Source organism: Paractinoplanes brasiliensis (assembly GCF_004362215.1).
Taxonomy (GTDB): domain Bacteria; phylum Actinomycetota; class Actinomycetes; order Mycobacteriales; family Micromonosporaceae; genus Actinoplanes; species Actinoplanes brasiliensis.
The window spans coordinates 2,158,299-2,174,535 of sequence record NZ_SNWR01000001.1 but is presented as its reverse complement, the minus strand read 5'-3'; the positions used below and the strand labels follow the sequence as shown (position 1 = coordinate 2,174,535).

At 70.6% G+C, this 16,237-nt stretch carries 13 protein-coding genes, 1 tRNA gene and 1 pseudogene; 10 read left to right on the top strand and 5 right to left on the bottom strand.

The genetic code is table 11. From position 1 onward, the window contains the following. Both C8E87_RS45425 and ltrA read right to left on the bottom strand, forming a co-directional pair. Nucleotides 1-750, bottom strand: coding sequence for a hypothetical protein (locus C8E87_RS45425; protein WP_243755182.1), 750 nt, complete (start codon nucleotides 748-750; stop codon nucleotides 1-3). 76 nt (nucleotides 751-826) lie between these two features. After that, nucleotides 827-2,194: a group II intron reverse transcriptase/maturase gene (gene ltrA / locus C8E87_RS09495; protein ID WP_243755145.1), complete on the bottom strand. Its 1,368-nt coding sequence runs from the start codon at nucleotides 2,192-2,194 to the stop codon at nucleotides 827-829. 540 nt (nucleotides 2,195-2,734) lie between these two features. Between ltrA and C8E87_RS46640 the strand changes: the two are divergent. Continuing rightward, nucleotides 2,735-2,950: pseudogene (locus C8E87_RS46640) on the top strand (hypothetical protein); the annotation flags it as partial. A 235-nt stretch (nucleotides 2,951-3,185) separates the two neighbouring features. Here C8E87_RS46640 and C8E87_RS09485 read toward each other — a convergent pair. From C8E87_RS09485 to C8E87_RS09475, 3 genes are all read right to left on the bottom strand, one after another. Continuing rightward, nucleotides 3,186-3,261 (bottom strand) — tRNA-Arg (locus tag C8E87_RS09485). Nucleotides 3,262-3,336: 75 nt separating this feature from the next. Next, nucleotides 3,337-5,670: a tetratricopeptide repeat protein gene (locus C8E87_RS09480; RefSeq protein WP_133872734.1), complete on the bottom strand. Its 2,334-nt coding sequence runs from the start codon at nucleotides 5,668-5,670 to the stop codon at nucleotides 3,337-3,339. A 16-nt stretch (nucleotides 5,671-5,686) separates the two neighbouring features. Beyond that, nucleotides 5,687-6,697 (bottom strand): alpha/beta hydrolase, encoded by a 1,011-nt coding sequence (locus C8E87_RS09475; protein ID WP_133872733.1) that lies wholly within the window; start codon nucleotides 6,695-6,697, stop codon nucleotides 5,687-5,689. 173 nt (nucleotides 6,698-6,870) lie between these two features. On the opposite strand from C8E87_RS09475, the gene ssb reads away from it, so the two are divergent. The 9 genes from ssb (at nucleotide 6,871) to C8E87_RS09430 (ending at nucleotide 16,073) form a co-directional block, all read left to right on the top strand. After that, nucleotides 6,871-7,506: a single-stranded DNA-binding protein gene (gene ssb / locus C8E87_RS09470; RefSeq protein ID WP_133872732.1), complete on the top strand. Its 636-nt coding sequence runs from the start codon at nucleotides 6,871-6,873 to the stop codon at nucleotides 7,504-7,506. Between the two features lie 181 nt (nucleotides 7,507-7,687). After that, nucleotides 7,688-8,149: a hypothetical protein gene (locus tag C8E87_RS09465; RefSeq protein ID WP_133872731.1), complete on the top strand. Its 462-nt coding sequence runs from the start codon at nucleotides 7,688-7,690 to the stop codon at nucleotides 8,147-8,149. Nucleotides 8,150-8,249: 100 nt separating this feature from the next. Next, on the top strand, nucleotides 8,250-9,251 hold the full coding sequence (locus tag C8E87_RS09460) for a cobalamin biosynthesis protein (protein WP_438866033.1): 1,002 nt from the start codon (nucleotides 8,250-8,252) through the stop codon (nucleotides 9,249-9,251). A 102-nt stretch (nucleotides 9,252-9,353) separates the two neighbouring features. Continuing rightward, nucleotides 9,354-9,983 carry a uridine kinase family protein gene (locus C8E87_RS09455; protein WP_239080700.1) on the top strand — a complete coding sequence of 210 codons (630 nt, stop codon included), beginning with the start codon at nucleotides 9,354-9,356 and terminating at the stop codon, nucleotides 9,981-9,983. 4 nt (nucleotides 9,984-9,987) lie between these two features. Next, nucleotides 9,988-11,049, top strand: a complete 1,062-nt coding sequence (locus C8E87_RS09450; RefSeq protein WP_133872730.1) for a M48 family metallopeptidase — start codon at nucleotides 9,988-9,990, stop codon at nucleotides 11,047-11,049. A gap of 21 nt (nucleotides 11,050-11,070) precedes the next feature. Next, nucleotides 11,071-12,426 carry a dipeptidase gene (locus C8E87_RS09445; protein WP_203721008.1) on the top strand — a complete coding sequence of 452 codons (1,356 nt, stop codon included), beginning with the start codon at nucleotides 11,071-11,073 and terminating at the stop codon, nucleotides 12,424-12,426. A gap of 10 nt (nucleotides 12,427-12,436) precedes the next feature. Further along, nucleotides 12,437-13,918, top strand: coding sequence for an FAD-dependent monooxygenase (locus C8E87_RS09440; protein ID WP_133872728.1), 1,482 nt, complete (start codon nucleotides 12,437-12,439; stop codon nucleotides 13,916-13,918). 50 nt (nucleotides 13,919-13,968) lie between these two features. After that, nucleotides 13,969-14,265, top strand: coding sequence for a hypothetical protein (locus tag C8E87_RS09435; RefSeq protein ID WP_133872727.1), 297 nt, complete (start codon nucleotides 13,969-13,971; stop codon nucleotides 14,263-14,265). Between the two features lie 113 nt (nucleotides 14,266-14,378). Next, nucleotides 14,379-16,073: an ATP-dependent DNA ligase gene (locus C8E87_RS09430; protein WP_133872726.1), complete on the top strand. Its 1,695-nt coding sequence runs from the start codon at nucleotides 14,379-14,381 to the stop codon at nucleotides 16,071-16,073. Nucleotides 16,074-16,237 lie beyond the last annotated feature (164 nt).

The window sequence follows — 16,237 nt, the reverse complement described above, 5'->3', positions numbered from 1 at the left end:
TTAGAACTCAAGATTACCCGCGGGAGGGATGCCCGGAATAGCCTCCGAGAGGCTCTGAAGGCCATGCCGCCGTTTCGCCGTGCCACTGGGCCAAGGACGCGACTGCATATCCGGGCGACGCTGCGGGCTGCGCTTAACGACGCCATCGCGCAAGAGCTGATCACCTTCAACCCGGCCGCGCATGTAGAACTCGACCCTGTCCGTCGGCCCAAGGCGGTCGTATGGACCGATGAGCGAGTCTCGCGCTACCGGGCCACCGGAGAACGGCCGTCCCCAGTGATGGTGTGGACCCCGGACCAGACCGGCCGGTTCCTCGACTATGTCGCCCGTGACGAGCTTTACGCCCTTTTCCATCTCATCGCGCTGCGGGGTCTGCGTAGAGGAGAGGCGTGTGGCCTTCGCTGGGAAGACGTGGATCTGCAAAGGCGCGAGCTGGTGGTGGCGGTCCAGCTCGTCGACAACGGTGGGCACATCGAGGAATCCGAACCGAAGAGCGACGCGGGAAGCCGCATCGTGGCGTTGGATGCCGATACGGTCTCCGTCCTGCGGCGTCACCGCCTTCGGCAGCAGAAGGCGCGGCTTGCGGCCGGCGCGGCGTGGGTCGAGAGCGGACGGGTCTTTACTCGTGCCAATGGGGCCTGGATCGAACCGGATTGGCTGTCCGATCAGTTCGACCGCATGGCCCGCTACAGTGGTCAGCCTCCCATCCGCCTGTTGAGTCGGCCCGGGGCGCGGTTCCGGTGTTGCCACCGGTCCGTTTCCCCGGACCGCTCGCCGAACCCGCCGTGCCGATCTCTCGGCAACGGGCTCTCCACGGTTGCTGCCGTCAGGCGGGATTCGTGGTGGGCCATGGGGTTGGGATCTTGTTGCCCCGGTAGGTGTAACGAGAGACCGCCACACTCAAGGAGATCCGGTAGTACTCGACCCCGTCCGCCGCGATCCGCCACCGCCCGTCAGGGCCGCGTAGGTGACGGCGGAGTTGACCCCAGTTCCAGCCGTGCCGGGCCCGTAGCATGTGGGCGAGTCTCCACCAGGTGAAGGCGTCCAGTTTGCTGAAGGTCCATTTCGCCACGGCGTGTTTGAAGTAGTTGGCCCAGCCGCGCATGAGCTGTCCGAGTTTGGTCAGCACTGATGCGAGGCTCCACTGCGATGTCTTGTGTGTCAGGGCACGGATCTTCGCCTTCACCGTGAACAACGGCCGGGCCGCGATGAAGGTGTAGACGTACCACTTGTTCGTACCCCTCTTGCGTTTCCACCGGATGCGGAAGCCGAGGAAGTCGAACCCGTCGCCCATGTGCACTATCTGGGTCTTGGCCTCCGAGAGGCGTAAACCCAGCGGTGCCAGCACAGTAGCGACGTCTTGGCGTAGCGCTTCGGTGTGCTCACGCGTCCCGTGCACCAAGATCACGAAGTCGTCGGCGTAACGAACAATCCGCCACGTCGGCCGTCCCTTGGAGCGTCGGTAGCCGCGTTTGCCCGCGGTCGACATCGGCCCGCCTGGCTGCCATGGCTGCATCACGTGCTCATCGAGCGCGGACAAAGCGATGTTAGCCAGCAACGGCGAGAGGATGCCGCCTTGCGGTGTGCCGGTCGTGGTGTCCCGCCGCTCACCCAACTCGGTGAGGACCCCGGCCTTGAGGAACGCCTTGACCAGCGCCAGGACGCGTTTGTCCTTGACCCTCGCCCGCACCCGGTCCAGCAGGGCCGTGTGCGAGATCGAATCGAAACACGCCTCGATATCAGCGTCCAGCACCCAGCGGTAACCACGGGTGCCGAAGTGATGAATCTCAGCGATCGCGTCATGAGCACGCCGCTTGGGCCGGAACCCATAGGAGACCGGTAAGAAGTCGGCCTCAAAGATCGGTTCCAGTACCAGCTTCAGCGCCGCCTGAACGACCCGGTCCGCGACCGTCGGTATCCCGAGCTTGCGAACCTTGCCCGACCCGCCAGGTTTCGGGATCTTGCGTTCCCGCACCGGCAGTGGCCGGAACGAGCCGTCCTTGACGGCGGCTCGCAGGTCGTCCAGGAATCCGGGCACGCCCACGATCTCCTCGATGTCGGCCACGGTCCAGCCGTCCACCCCGGGCGTGCGCGCGCCTTGGTTTCCCGCGACCCGGCTGAACGCCACGATCAGCGTCGCCGGGTCGTACACGAAGTTGAACAAGTCATCGAACCGGCGGCCAGGATCGGCCACCGCCCAACGGTGAAGCTTGGCCTGCATCTCCGATACCCTCGACCACGGCCCGACCAGGCCCGGTCCAGGAGCATCGCCGTTCGGCGACGCGTCTTCCGGCATTGCAGCGTCCTTCCCTTCTCGAAACCGCTGCCGCCCTTCCCCATGCGCACGGGCTTTCCCCGGCTCGGAGTACTACGGCGGCTCCGCCCCGTCTCGGACCGATCAGCGGTCGATGCGCCCAGCCCCGCCCGTCCGCCGGACGCGGACGACCAGGGCAAGATCCCAGACGGTTCCCGTGTTCACTGAGGTTCGCTCGTCGAAGGAGGAGCCCGACTATGCCCCTGCGGCATCGCTGCGGGTACGCCGCAGACCTTCCCCGCAGCCTCCCTGGCAGCTCATGCCCACCGCCACGGGAGTTCCCCACCCACCACACGGCAGGCGGGTACGCGCCGCTTCCAGCCCACATCCACCAGATTCGAGCTGGCGCCTGATCAAGGGGGTGTCACACGCCGGTTCCTCGCGTACTCCTCTCCGACCCGCTAGCCGAACCCGAACCATCTGGCAGTACTGGCCCGTCCCGGCGTTGTCAGGGCTGCTCCCACCCTCCCCGGCACCACCCGGATCAGGCTGCCCCCAGCTCCACCACCCTGCTGCGACAGGACAGCGGCGAAGGTCTCTCACCTCCACTCGAACCCCAGCGCCTCACGGCGCACGCACGACCTGCGCCACGGCTCCGCGACTCTCGCCCTTGCCGCTGGCGTGGATATGAAAGTGGTGCAGGAGATGCTCGGCCACTCATCGCGTGTACTGACCTCTGACACCTACACGAGTGTCCTGCCAGAGGTTGCCCGGTCGGGGGCAGAGGCTGCCGCACGGCTCGTGCCTCGTCAGAAGCCGAAGGGAACGGCCGGGCACACACCGGGCACACAGGCCTCTGAAACGTCGCCGAAGAAGGCCGCTCTACGCCATGCTGTCGCCAAGAATCAGCAGGTCAAGACCCATTTTAGGTTGGCGCGCCCGGCAGGATTCGAACCTGCGACCGACGGATTAGAAGTCCGTTGCTCTATCCGCTGAGCTACGAGCGCATGGGGCCCACAGCTTATCTTGCCGAGGCCGACCCGGGGGTAACCAGCCGTCCGGTCGGGACGGGGCCGAACGGGCTACGTTGGCGGGTCGTCAACTGCGTACGGCGGGCGGTGCCGGGCCGCGGCGGCGGTGTCGCCTGCGGCCTCGAACACGGCGGCCAGGCCGGCGTGGGAGCGCGCCTGTTCGGCCGGGTCGTCGATGAGGCGAGCGGTGCCCAGGGCGACCTTGAAACTGGTCAGCGCCTCCTCGTTGCGGCCTGCCGCCAGCAGTGCCTCGCCGCGGCCGTTCAGCGCGCACGTCTGCCCGTACCGTTCGCCGAGCTCGCCGAAGATCGCGACCGCCTTGTCGTACGAGTCCAGCGCCGTCGTGTGGTTGCCCAGGCGGGTGTCGGCGTCGCCCAGGTTGGTCAGCGCCGTGGCCTCGCCGCCGCGGTGGTTCAGGTCGCGGAACAGCGTGAGCGCGCGGCGGTGGTGTTCCGCGGCGTCCTGCGCGCGGCCCATCCGGACGTACACGTCGCCCAGGTTGGTCAGCGTGTTCGCCTCGCCCACGCGGTCACCGATCGCGGCGAACTGTTCCAGCGCCAGCGCGTGGTGGGCGGCCGACTCCGCGTGGTCGCCGAACGCGTTGTGCACCACGCCCAGGTTGCCCAGGGCGCGAGCCTGCCCGCGGCGGTCGCCCAGCCGGCGGAACAGGGCCAGCGCCTCGGTCAGCTGTTCCAGCGCCTCCGGGTGCCGGCCCAGCTGCCAGTGCACGACGGCCAGGTTGACCAGCGCGTTCGCCTCACCCGCGAGGTCGCCGGCACGGGCGGCGGCGTGGCGGGCCTCGGAGTGCACGGCGATCGCGTCCGCCGGGTAGCCGCCGTTGTCGAGGTAGGTGTACAGCGTCGCGGCCAGACGTACGGCGTGCGACTCCCAGCCGTTGCGGGCCGCGTACAGACAGACCGCCACCAGGGTCGCTCGCTCGGTGTCCAGCCAGTGCAGCGCGGCCTTCGAGTCGGACAGATCAGGACCCCGTACGTCGTGCGGGTCGAGCGCGGGACGCCGGTGCTTCTCGGCCGGGTGCAGCGCGTCCATCGCAGCCGACGCGGCGTACAGGTAAAGGTCGAAAAGCCTGGTGAGCGCGGCGCGACGGTCGGCCGGGCGCTCCTCGTCGGCACTCCTTTCGGCCGCGTACGCCCGCACCAGGTCGTGCAGCACGAAACGCCCCGGCACCGGCTGCTGGATCAGGTGCTCGGCGGCCAGGCGCCGCAGGTGTTCCTCGGTCTCGTCGAGCTCGGCGTCGAGCAGGGCGGCTGCGGCGTACGCGTCGAGGTCCTGCCCCGGATGACCGGCGAGCCGGCGCAGCAAGGTCCGCCGGCGCTCGGGCAGGCCCTGGTCGGACAGATGCAGCGCGAGCTGGACGCCGTCGTCGAGCCGATGGTTGCGATGCCGCTCGTCGAGCCGGTCGGCGTGATCAGCCACCGACCAGCCCGGCGTCGCCGTCATCTGACCGGCCACCACGGTCAGCGCCAGCGGCAGATATCCGCACCGCTGCGCGACCCGCTCGACCGCCTCCGCGTCGCCGTCCACCGGCACCGCACCGGCCAGCAGCTCGGACGCCTCCTCCGAGGAGAACACGTCGAGATCGATCCGGGTCGCCGGGCCCAGGCCGTTGAGCTCGCGGCGTGACGTGACCAGCGTCAACACGTCCGGCGCGAGCAGCGGGCGTACCTGCTCCTCGTCGGCCGCGTTGTCGAGGACCACCAGCGCCTGCCGGCCGGCGACCTGATCGCGGAACAGTGCCGACCGTGCCCCCAGATCATGCGGGATCTGCCGCGGCGGCACCCCGAGCGCCCGCAGAAACCCGTCCAGCACCGCGCCGGGATCGGCCGGGGGCTGGCTGTCGTCGGGATGAAAACCTCGAAGATCGACAAACAGCCTGGTTCCCGTACGCCGGTGACCGGCATGGACGGCGAGCCGGGTCTTGCCCACACCGGCCATCCCGGTGATCACGCAGACGCCGGTCGCTCGTTCGAGGGCGGCCAGGTGCGGCTCGCGGCCCACGAACGACGACGCCTCGCCGGGCAGCCCCGCCAGGACGCGTACGTTGGCCGCGGCCTGCCTCTCAGCCAGCGTGACCCGGATCGCCTGCCGCCAGCGCCCGAGGTACGCCTCGTCGTCGTGCAGCGACGCCGCCACCGCGACCACGAGCTCCGGATTGACCCGGCGGCGGCCGGCGCGGAAACAATCGACCACCGTGCCCCGGCCCGCCGGCCCGTGAGCCGCATTGACGCGTCTCGTGATCGTGTCGTACGACGGGTCGCCCGCCCACGCCTTCAGGGCGCGCAGGACCGCCGCCAATTCGTCGAGGGTGCGGCAGCCGGCCGGATCGGGCGGTTGTGCGTCGCGGCCGGCCGGTTGCTCGGGCATCACGGAACGATAGCAATCAATGTTGCGATTCGTTCTGCTTGTCCTCCGGGGCTGCCGGAACCGTGATCTCGGGAGTGCCCACCGGCGGCAGGAAAGCGTCGACCCACCGGGCCAGCTCCCGGAACACCTCGACCCGGACCTCTTTGCCGGAAAGCGTCAGGTCGTGCATGCCGCCGTCGAAACGGGCGATCGTGACCCGGGGCCCGAGGCGCGGCGCCCACCGGACAATGTGCTCCACGTCCAGCACGGAATCGGACGTACGCAGATCGTCGTGCCAGGCGCGGCCCCGGAACGTACGGGAAGAACAGGCGACGAGCACCGGGGCGTCGATTCCCAGTCCGGCGCGCAACCGCCTCTGACCTCGGCGGATGGCCTCCAGCCAGCCGGCCGTGACGGGAAAGCCGAACACCGGTTTCCAGGCCAGGTCATATGTCCACTCGCCGCGGTGTTCGCTGTGCAGGCTCTGCCCGTAAAGACCCAGCGACGCCATCGGAATCCTCCGGTAGGGCATCCGCCGGGTGGCCGCGATCGTGGCTGCCATCAGCGGGCGCTTCACCAGCCAGGGCACGTTGAAATCGAAGAACGGGCTGTTCAGGAACAACCCGTCGACGAGGCCCTTCCCCTGCCGGGCATGCGACCACAGCGACGTGATCAGGCCACCCGTGGAATGGCCCGCGACCAGCAGCTGATCGTGCCCGTCCTGTTCGCGGATGATGCGCGCCGACTCGTCCAGCTCCGGAAAGTACTCGGTGAGGCTGCGGGCGAAATTCGGCGTCTGGTGCGGGAGCAGGCTGCGGCCGTACTTGCGCAGGTCGAGCGCGTAGAAATCCCAGCCGCGCTCGACGAAGAAGTCGGCCAGATGGGTCTGGAAGAAATAGTCCACAAAACCGTGCACGTAAAGGACCGCCCGGCGCGAGGGCTGGTCGGCCCGCCGTCGCACCAGGGTGGCCACCACCTCGCCCTCGTCGTCGCGGCCCAGGTCAATGGTGTGCCGCTCGTAGGGCGGTCCCAGGACATCGATCTCCACACGCCCAGGCTACCGACCAGTACACGGTGGCGCCCCATATCACGAACGGCCCCCGCCCAAACCGTTTTCCACAGGCCCCCACGTTGTCCACAGGCCCGGCCCCGAACACCGCGCCGCCCGCCCGGCAAACGGGAAGCTACCGGCCTCACCGACACACACCCTGGAGGTCACAAGTGTTCGACACCAACCTCGTCGTCGTGGGCAACGTCCTGGCGGCCCCGGAGTGGCGGCGTTTCGAGGAGCCCGGCTCGGTCGTCGCCAACTTCCGGATCGCGTCCACGGCACGCCGCTTCGACCGCGAGAGCAACCAGTGGGTCGACGGCAACAGCCTGCGGGTCCGGGTGACCGCGTGGCGGCGGCTCGCCGAGGGAGTGATCTCCTCGATCTCCGTCGGCGACCCCGTGATCGTCTACGGCCGTCTCCACACCCGGGACTGGAAGGACGACAACGGCAACAACCGGATCTCGTACGAGATCGAGGCGTCCTCGATCGGTCACGACCTCGCCCGCGGCCAGTCCGCCTTCACCCGCAACACCTCGGCGACGCCGCCGGGCGTGGGCTTCGTGGACGACCCCGGCGAGGAACCGTTCGCCGCCCTGCCCGGCTCCTTGGGCGACAGCGAACCGGAGCGTGATGGCGTACCGGAGCGTGATGGCGTACCGGAGCTGGAGGCGCCCGCGCCCGTGGAAGACCCGAGCGGGTCGCCGTCCGACGAGGAGATCGCCCTCGAAGTGGAGCGGCTGACCGCCGACCAGCCGGCCCCCGCCCGCCGCACCCGACGCCCCCGGAAGGAGCCCGTCGCCGCCTGACACCGGTTCACGTGGCCCGGCCGTCGCGCGGCGGCCGGGCCACCCCGGCCCGCCTGGCCCGATTACACCGGACGGATGACACGCCCCCGAACGGGGTGGTCCGATCGTGCCCACGCAACCGGCCGCCCGGCCGACCTGCCCGGTTGGTCCTCGGTGGGGGTCGACCGGCAGACTGGTGCGCGTGCTGTTGAAGGAGATCCGCGCGATAGCGGGCGAGACGCTGGTGCTCGCGCCGCACGACCAGGACACCGAGACCGCCAACACCAGCTGGTTCGGCGCGCCGCCGCACGAGCGGATGGGCCTGTCGGCCGAGGAAGTGGTCAACGCCTTCGAGGAGACGGTCGCGCAACTACGCGGCCAGGTCGCCGGCATGGGGCATGCCGGGCCGGCGACGTTCTACGTGTGGCACGACCTGCACGCGGGGCAGTTGCGCTGCTCGACGGCCTCGTGCGGGCGTGACGAGTTGCCCTTGACCGAGAAATACCGGACTACGGACGACCTGCAGGAGATCGTCGTCGAGTTCCTGGAGGATCGTGCGCCCGGCGCGATCGTCTGGGGTGAGTTCGACCCGGTGCCGATCCCGGACGGACCGGACGTGGTCCCGCCGGAAATCGCTGTATGGGTGTGCGACCTGTGCGCATGATCGTGTAGTGGGTCGGACATTCCCATCGGCACGGGCCGGCAACGACCCGTGCGCATGATCATGCGCACGGATCGGCAAGCTCAGAGAAAGGATCCAAGGCGTGGCGGGGGCGGGGGCGGGGCCCTGGGCACGGGCAGCGATTGGGCCGGGCTCGGCGGACGCGGCGGGGCTCGTGGCCGGCTACCTGCTGGACGCGGTGTTCGGTGATCCGCGGCGGTTCCACCCCGTAGCGGGTTTCGGGTCGGCCGCCGCAGCGCTCGAGAAGCGGATCTACCGGGACAACCGGGCGGCCGGCGCCGCGTTCACGGCGCTCGCTGTGGGGGTTCCGGCCCTGGCCGGGTTCGCGGCCGCCGCGGCGACCAGGCGTTCCCCGGCAGTCCGGGCCGCCCTGGTCGCGGGCGCCACCTGGACCGTGCTGGGCGGGCGGACCCTTCGGCGGGAATCGCGGATCATGGCGAAGCACCTGTCCGCGGACGATCTCGACGCGGCCCGGGGGCGGCTCAACCATCTGTGCGGGCGGGATCCGTCGGGGCTGGACGAGCCCGAGCTGGCCCGCGCGACAGTGGAGTCGGTGGCCGAGAACACGTCCGATGCGGTCGTCGCGCCGCTGGTCTGGGGCGGTCTGCTCGGGCTTCCGGGGCTTCTCGCCTATCGGGCCGCCAACACCCTGGACGCCATGGTGGGGCACCGGTCGGCGAGATACGCGCGGTTCGGGACGGCCGCGGCGCGGCTCGACGACGGGCTCAACCTGGTGCCGTCGCGGTTGACGGGGCTGCTCACGATCGCGGCCGCGCCGGTGGCCGGTGGGTCGCCGCGGGAGACGTCGCGGGTCTGGCGCCGCGATCGCAACGATCACCCCTCACCCAATGCCGGGCAGTGCGAGTCGGCCATGGCGGGCGCTCTGGGCGTACGGCTGGGCGGTCGGAATGTCTATTTCGGACGCAGCGAGGTCCGGCCTTTCCTGGGGGACGGCCCTCGGCCGTCGGCCGTGCACCTGCGCCGGGCCGCACGGGTCTCGGGGGCGGTCGGGATCGCCGCCGCCGGGATCGCCGCCGGGGTCGCTCTGGTGAGGGGCGCCGCGACTGGCTGCGCGTCGCGGTGATCCAGCTGCCGCGGTCTTCCACCGCCACCGGTGTCGGGGCCCGGGCGGCCGAGCCGTTTCTGCCGCCCGGGGCGCCGGCCCAGCTTCGCCGCCGCGAAGCCCATGATCGCGATCGTGCCGAAGATCGCCACGAAGACGGTCATGCCTGAGCAGTCGTTCCGCGACCTCGCGGCGTTGGTGATGAGCCGGGAACCTCGCTTCGGCCGCACCCGGTTGATCGCCGTGGACGGGCCGAGCGGCGCGGGTAAGACCAGGTTCGCGGATGGGCTCGCGGCGGCGCTCGGTTGCCCGGTCGTGCACACGGACGACCTGCTCAACGGCTGGGACGATCAGTTCACCTTCTGGACGCGGCTCGAGGAGAAGGTGCTGACGCCGTTACGGGCCGGCGAGACTGCCACCTACCAGCCGTACAACTGGGTTAAAGGCGACTTTTCCGGTACGCCGGTGACGGTTCCCGCCGCCCAAGCGGTCCTGCTGGAGGGGGTGAGCGCGGCGCGGCGTGCCATTCGTCCCGAACTGACCCTCGCAGTTTTCGTCGATGCGCCCGCCGGACTTCGCTGGGAGCGCGCGATCACGCGCGACGGGGACGACAGCCTTGCCTATCGGAAGTACCTTGGGCGCTGGCGGGCCGCCGAGGAGCGGCACTTCGCCATGGACGAGACGGCCACGCACGCCGACCTGGTCGTCGACGGCGCGGCCCGGGCCGCAGAGGGCAACTTCTCGAAGGGGTAGCACGATGACCGACGAAGAGAACCGCCCGGTACGCCGGCGGGTCACGCTGACCGGCATCAGCTCGCGGGCCTGGGAGCATCCGGCCGACCGCGGCGCGCTGACCGCCTTGCGCGAGTTGCGCGGCTTCGACGACGTGGTCAAGACGTTCTTCGGCATGTGGAACGAGCGCGGCTTCCGGCTGCAGTTCCTGGCCGGCTCGATCCGCGTCGACCACCGGCAGTACCCGCGGGTCTACCAGCGCTTCACCGAGGCCGCGAGCACCCTCGACGTGGTCGAGCTGCCCGACCTGTTCGTCACTCAGGACCCCATCATCAACGGCTCCGCGATCGGCCTCGACAAGCCGTTCATCGTGATCACGACGGGTGCCGTCGAGCGGCTCGACGACGACGAGCTGCGGGCGATGCTCGGCCACGAGATCGGCCACGTCCGCAGCGGCCACGCCGTCTACAAGACGATCATGATGATCCTGACCCGCTGGGCGGCCAACCTGAGCTGGCTGCCGGTCGGCGCGATCGCGCTTCGGGCCATCATCACGGCCATGTTCGAGTGGTGGCGCAAGGCCGAGCTGTCGGCCGACCGCGCCGGGCTGCTCGCCGGTCAGGACCCGGCCGCCTCGACGCGCCTGCTGATGAAGCTGGCCGGCGGCGGCGACCTGTCGCAGATCGACACCGCGGCCTTCCTCGAGCAGGCCGCGGAGTACGAGAGCGGCGGCGACCTGCGCGACAGCATCCACAAGATCGGCATGACGATGTGGAGCACCCACCCGGTGCCCGTGGCCCGGGCGGCCGAGCTGCGCAAGTGGATCGACTCCGGGGCGTACGCCGAGATTCTCGGCGGCGACTACCCCCGCCGCGACGGCGACGGTGACGCCTCGGTCTCCGACGACGTCAAGGCGGCGGCGAGCTCGTACCGCGAGACCTTCAACAATTCGCAGGATCCGCTCGTCGGCCTGCTGCGCAAGCTCGGTGACGGCGCGGCTGACCTGGCCGGATCGGCGGCGCGGGGCGCCCGCGGCTGGATGGGCGACGCGTCCCGCCGTAATCGTCAGGACGACGAAGGCAACTGAACGACCCTTAGGATCACTCACATGAGCCTGAGTGAGACCGATCTGCGCGCCGCGATCGCGCGGGAGATGCCCGGAGTCCGTGCCGACCTGGAACGGCTGGTCCGCATTCCGGGCATCGCCTTCGAGGGCTTCGACCACTCCCACGTCGAGCGCTCGGCCGAGGCGGTGGCCGAGCTGCTGCGCGGCTGCGGCCTCGATACGCAGGTGGTCCGGCGCGGCGGCCAGCCCGCCGTGATCGGTCGCAGGGCGGCCCCCGCGGGCGCGCCGACGGTGTTGCTCTACGCCCACCACGACGTGCAGCCCGCGGGCGACCCGGCGCGGTGGAGCAGCGACCCGTTCGAGCCGGTCGAGCGCGAGGGCCGGCTCTACGGCCGTGGCGCCGCCGACGACAAGGCCGGCGTGATGGCCCACGTCGCCGCGCTGCGGGCGTTCGGCGAGCAGTTGCCGGTCGGGGTGGTTGTGTTCGTCGAGGGCGAGGAGGAATACGGTTCCGACTCGCTCGACGCGATCATCGAGGAGTTCCGCGAGGAACTGCGGTCCGACGTGATCGTGATCGCCGACTCCGGCAACTGGGACATCGGGCAGCCTGCCCTGACCACTTCGCTGCGCGGCCTGGTCAACCTGTTCGCCGAGGTCCGGGTGCTCAAGAGCGCGGTGCACAGCGGCATGTTCGGCGGCCCGGTGCCCGACGCGCTCATGACGCTCGCACGCCTGCTCTCGACCCTGCACGACGACAAGGGCGAGGTCGCCGTCGACGGGCTCGTCGGCCGCGAGGGCGCCAGTGTCGACTACCCGGCCGACCGGTTCCGGCACGAGGCGGGCATGCTCGACGGCGTCGAGCTGATCGGCCGGGGCACGATCACCGACCGTATCTGGACCAAGCCGTCGATCTCGGTGCTCGGCATCGACGCGCCCCGCACGCTCGAGGCCGCCAACGCCCTGCAGCCCACGGCCAAGGCCAAGATTTCCGTACGGCTGGCGCCCGGTGACGACCCCAAGCCGGCGTTCGCGGCCGTCCGGGCCCACCTCGAAAAGCACGTGCCCTGGGGCGCGCAGGTCGAGGTGACCCTGGAAGCAGACGGTTCACCCTGCGTGATCGACGCGACCGGCCCAGCGTTCGAGGCCGCGCGGGACGCGTTCCGCTCGGCGTGGGACGGCACCGACCCGGTCGACATGGGCGTGGGCGGCTCGATCCCGTTCATCGCCACCTTCCAGGAGCTCTTCCCGCAGGCCGCGATCCTGGTCACCGGCGTGGAAGACCCCTGGTCGGCGGCGCACGGCCCCGACGAGAGCCTGCACCTGGGCGAGTTCGAGCGCGTCTGCCTCGCCGAGGCCCTGCTCCTCAAGAACGTGGCGGAGACCTTGACTTCGAAGTAGGGAGCGGCCGATGGCCGAGCTGTCGTGTGACGTGCTGGTGGCGGGCGCCGGCCCGACCGGGCTGATGCTCGCCAACTGGCTGGTCAAACTCGGTGTCGGTGTGATCGTCGCGGACGGCAAGGAAGGGCCCACGCGCGAGTCGCGGGCCCTGGTCGTCCAGGCTCGCAGCCTCGAGATCTACGACCAGCTCGGCGTCGGTGACCAGGTGCTCGACGCCGCCCACCGGGCCGACTCGCTGGCGCCGGGCTTCGGTGACAGGGCGTTCGGACGCATCCCGCTGGGCTCGCTCGGCGGCGGGGTCACGCCCCACCCGTTCATCGAGATCCTCGAGCAGAGCCGTAACGAGGAGATCCTGTACGAGAACCTGCAGAAGCTCGGCGCCGACGTGCGCTGGGAGACGCCGGTGACCGCTGTCAAGCAGGTCGAGGACGGCATCGAGGCCAAGGTCGGCAACGACACCGTCCGCTGCCGATTCTGCGTGGGCTGCGACGGGTCGAACTCGGCGATCCGCAAGGCGCGGCGCATCGCCTTCGAGGGCGTCACCAACCCGCACCGCTTCTACGTCATCGACGCGCTGGGCGTCGGGGGCCTGGTGGAAAACGCGATCAACGTACGTCCCGGCCGGTCCGGCTTCCTGCTCGGCTTCCCGATGGGCGGCCGGCACGCGTGGCGCCTGATCGGGCTGATCCGCGACGACGACGGCGACGGGCGGCTCACCGAGGAGGACGTGCGGCCCCGGATCAAGGACTTCGCGGTCACGTACGCCGAGTCGCGCTGGTTCGCGACGTACAAGGTGCACCACCGGGTCGCGGCGACGTTCCGGGACGGGCCGTTCTTCCTGGCCGGTGACGCCGCGCACGTGCACTCGCCGGTCGGCGGGCAGGGCATGAACACCGGCCTGCAGGACGCGCACAACCTGGCCTTCAAGCTGGCCGACGTGCTGCGGGGCCGCCGCAAGGACGACTGGCTGGACCGGTACGAGGCCGAGCGCCGCCCGGTGGCCCGCACGCTGGTCGCCACCACCGACAGGCTCTTCGGGGCGGTCACTTCGCAGCGGCCGTTGTTCCGTGCGCTGCGCCGCGTCGTCGTGCCTTTGCTGGCGCCGGCCGGGGTGCGCTTCCTGCCCCGCGCGTCCGGCGGTTCCCGCCTCTTCCAGTACGTCTCGCAGATCCGCATCCACTACTGGATGACACCGAACGCGCGAGCCGTGGCCGGGGGACGGCGCGATCCGGTGGTCGGGCGGCGGCTGCCCTGGGCCGGCGGCAATTTCGAGGCGCTGCGCGACCTGCGGTGGCAGATTCACGCGTACGGGGGTGTGGTGTCCTCCGACGTGCCTGACCTGGGCTTGCCTGTGCACGTGTTCCCGGCCGCTCCGGAGTCCTCCGGCCTGCGGCCAGGGCGGCTCTATCTGGTGCGGCCGGACGGGTTCGTGGCCGCTGAGGCCGGGCTCGACGAGGCAGCGGGCGTGTTTCCGGCGATCATGCGGGGCTGAGCCCCGGTTGACTGGTCACGTGGCCGCCCCGTCCTGTTAGGATATCGAACATGCGTTCGAAAGATGCCTCCGTCGCGGTGTCCTCGGTGGTGCGGCCGAAAGTGGCCGGGCCACGCAACACGATCGATCGCCTTCGCTCCCATGACCGTCTCGAGGCCATCGCCCGGCTGCGCTGGGCCGTCCGCGCGATGGACGAGGTCGACGTCTCCGGCTGGGACGACGGCGCCCTCACCGACCACCTCGAGGAGCTGTCGGCCACGCTCTGCGAGATAGACGCCCAGGTCGCCCGCATGGCCGACGCCGTTCGCGCCCGGGGCTTCCGCATCTCCGAGCCCCGGGCCGCCTGACAGCGCCTCGGCCTTGCCATGCCCTCTTGTTCGCCTGTCTTCACGACGGCCGAGGCGCAGGTCGGGGCGATCTTCGCGGCGAAAATGTCGGGGGGTGCTGCCAGGATGAGGGTGTGCGATTCCTTGATCTGGCGGCCACCTCGACAGCCGTCGCGGCCACCTCGGGCCGCAAGGCGAAGGTCGAGTTGCTGGCCGACGCGCTTCGCCGGCTCGACCCCGGCGAGATCGCGCCCGGCTCGGCCTATCTCGCGGGTGAGCTGCGGCAGCGGCAGACCGGTGTGGGCTACGCCGGCCTTCGTGAGCGGCCCGCCCCGGCCGCCGAGCCGACGCTGACGGTGGCTCAGGTCGACGCGTTGATCGCCGAGATCTCCGTCGTCGCCGGGGCGGGCTCACAGGCCAGGCGGCGTGAGCTGGTCGCAGCCCTGTTCGGCGCCGCTACGGCCGACGAGCAGCGGCTGCTCGTCGGGCTCTTCAGCGGCGAGCTCAGGCAGGGCGCCCAGGCCGGGCTGCTCGCCGACGCGATCGCCAAGGCGGCCGGGGTGCCGCTCATCGCTGTCCGCCGGGCGCTGCTGCTCTCCGGCGATCTCAAACAGGTCGCCGTGGCCGCTCTCACCGGCGGCGCGGCCGCCCTGGCCGAGATCCACCTGCGCGTCGGCACCCCGCTCACCCCGATGCTCGCCCAAGCCGCGCCCGACGTCGGCGCCGCGCTGCTGGCCACCGGCACCCCGGCGGCGGTCGACGTGAAACTCGACGGCATCCGCATCCAGGTCCACCGCTCCGGCGACGACGTGTCCGTCTTCACCCGCAGCCTCGACGACATCACCTCCCGCATGCCCGAGGTGGTCGAGGCCGTCCGCAAGCTGCCACTGCGCGAGGTCGTGCTCGACGGCGAGGCGATGACACTCGACGCCTCCGGGCGGCCCCGCCCTTTCCAAGAGACATCGAGCCGAGCCGCCACCCGCGGCGCCGCCGCCCGCCGCAAGTCAGCCGGCGCCCGGGACACTGGCTCCGCCGCCGCCCGGGTCGCCGGTGCCGATGGTGTCCAGGTCGCTGGTGCCGATGGTGTCCAGGTCGCTGCTGCCGACGCCGTTCGAGCCGCTACCGGTGAGGCCGTTGCCGGGGCTGGTGCCGCGGCCGGCGGTCACGATCAGCTGGCGCTGGTGCCGTTCTTCTTCGACATCCTGCATCTCGACGGCGTCGACCTGCTCGACGAGCCCGGCCACGTCCGCTGGCAGGCCCTCGCCGACGCATTGCCGGCCGAGCTGATCGTCGGCCGCAGGTTCGTGACCAGCGAGGAAGAGGCGGCCGCCGCCTTCGCCGCCGCGCTCGCGGCCGGGCAGGAGGGCGTCGTGATCAAGGCGGTCGAGGCGCCGTACGACGTGGGCCGCCGCGGCTCGGCCTGGGTCAAGGTCAAACCTCGGCACACGCTCGACCTTGTGGTCCTGGCCGTCGAGTGGGGTCATGGCCGCCGAAAGGGCTGGCTGTCCAACCTGCATCTCGGCGCGCGCGACCCCGGGACGGGCGGGTTCGTCATGCTCGGCAAGACGTTCAAGGGCCTCACCGACGAGCTGCTGCGCTGGCAGACCGAGCGTTTCCAGGAGCTGAAGACCGGCGACGACGGCTGGGTGGTGCGGGTGCGCCCTGAGCAGGTGGTCGAGATCGCCTTCGACGGGGTGCAGACGTCACCGCGCTATCCCGGCGGCGTGGCGTTGCGTTTCGCCCGGGTGCTGCGCTACCGCGACGACAAGCCGGCCGCCGAGGCCGACACGATCGACACGGTCCGAGCGATCGGAGGCCACGCCCTGTAGGACGCCGGCACAAACAGCTGGTCGCGGACGGCCCGGCGCAGCGAACCGGATGAACCCTGCCCCGGGCCGGTTGTCGGCTGACTCACATCGGCCGGTTTTTCCGGCGCGTCCAGCACTGCTTGCCGACGGCGCGCACCGCAAAGCCCTCGTCGCGGCCGACCAGA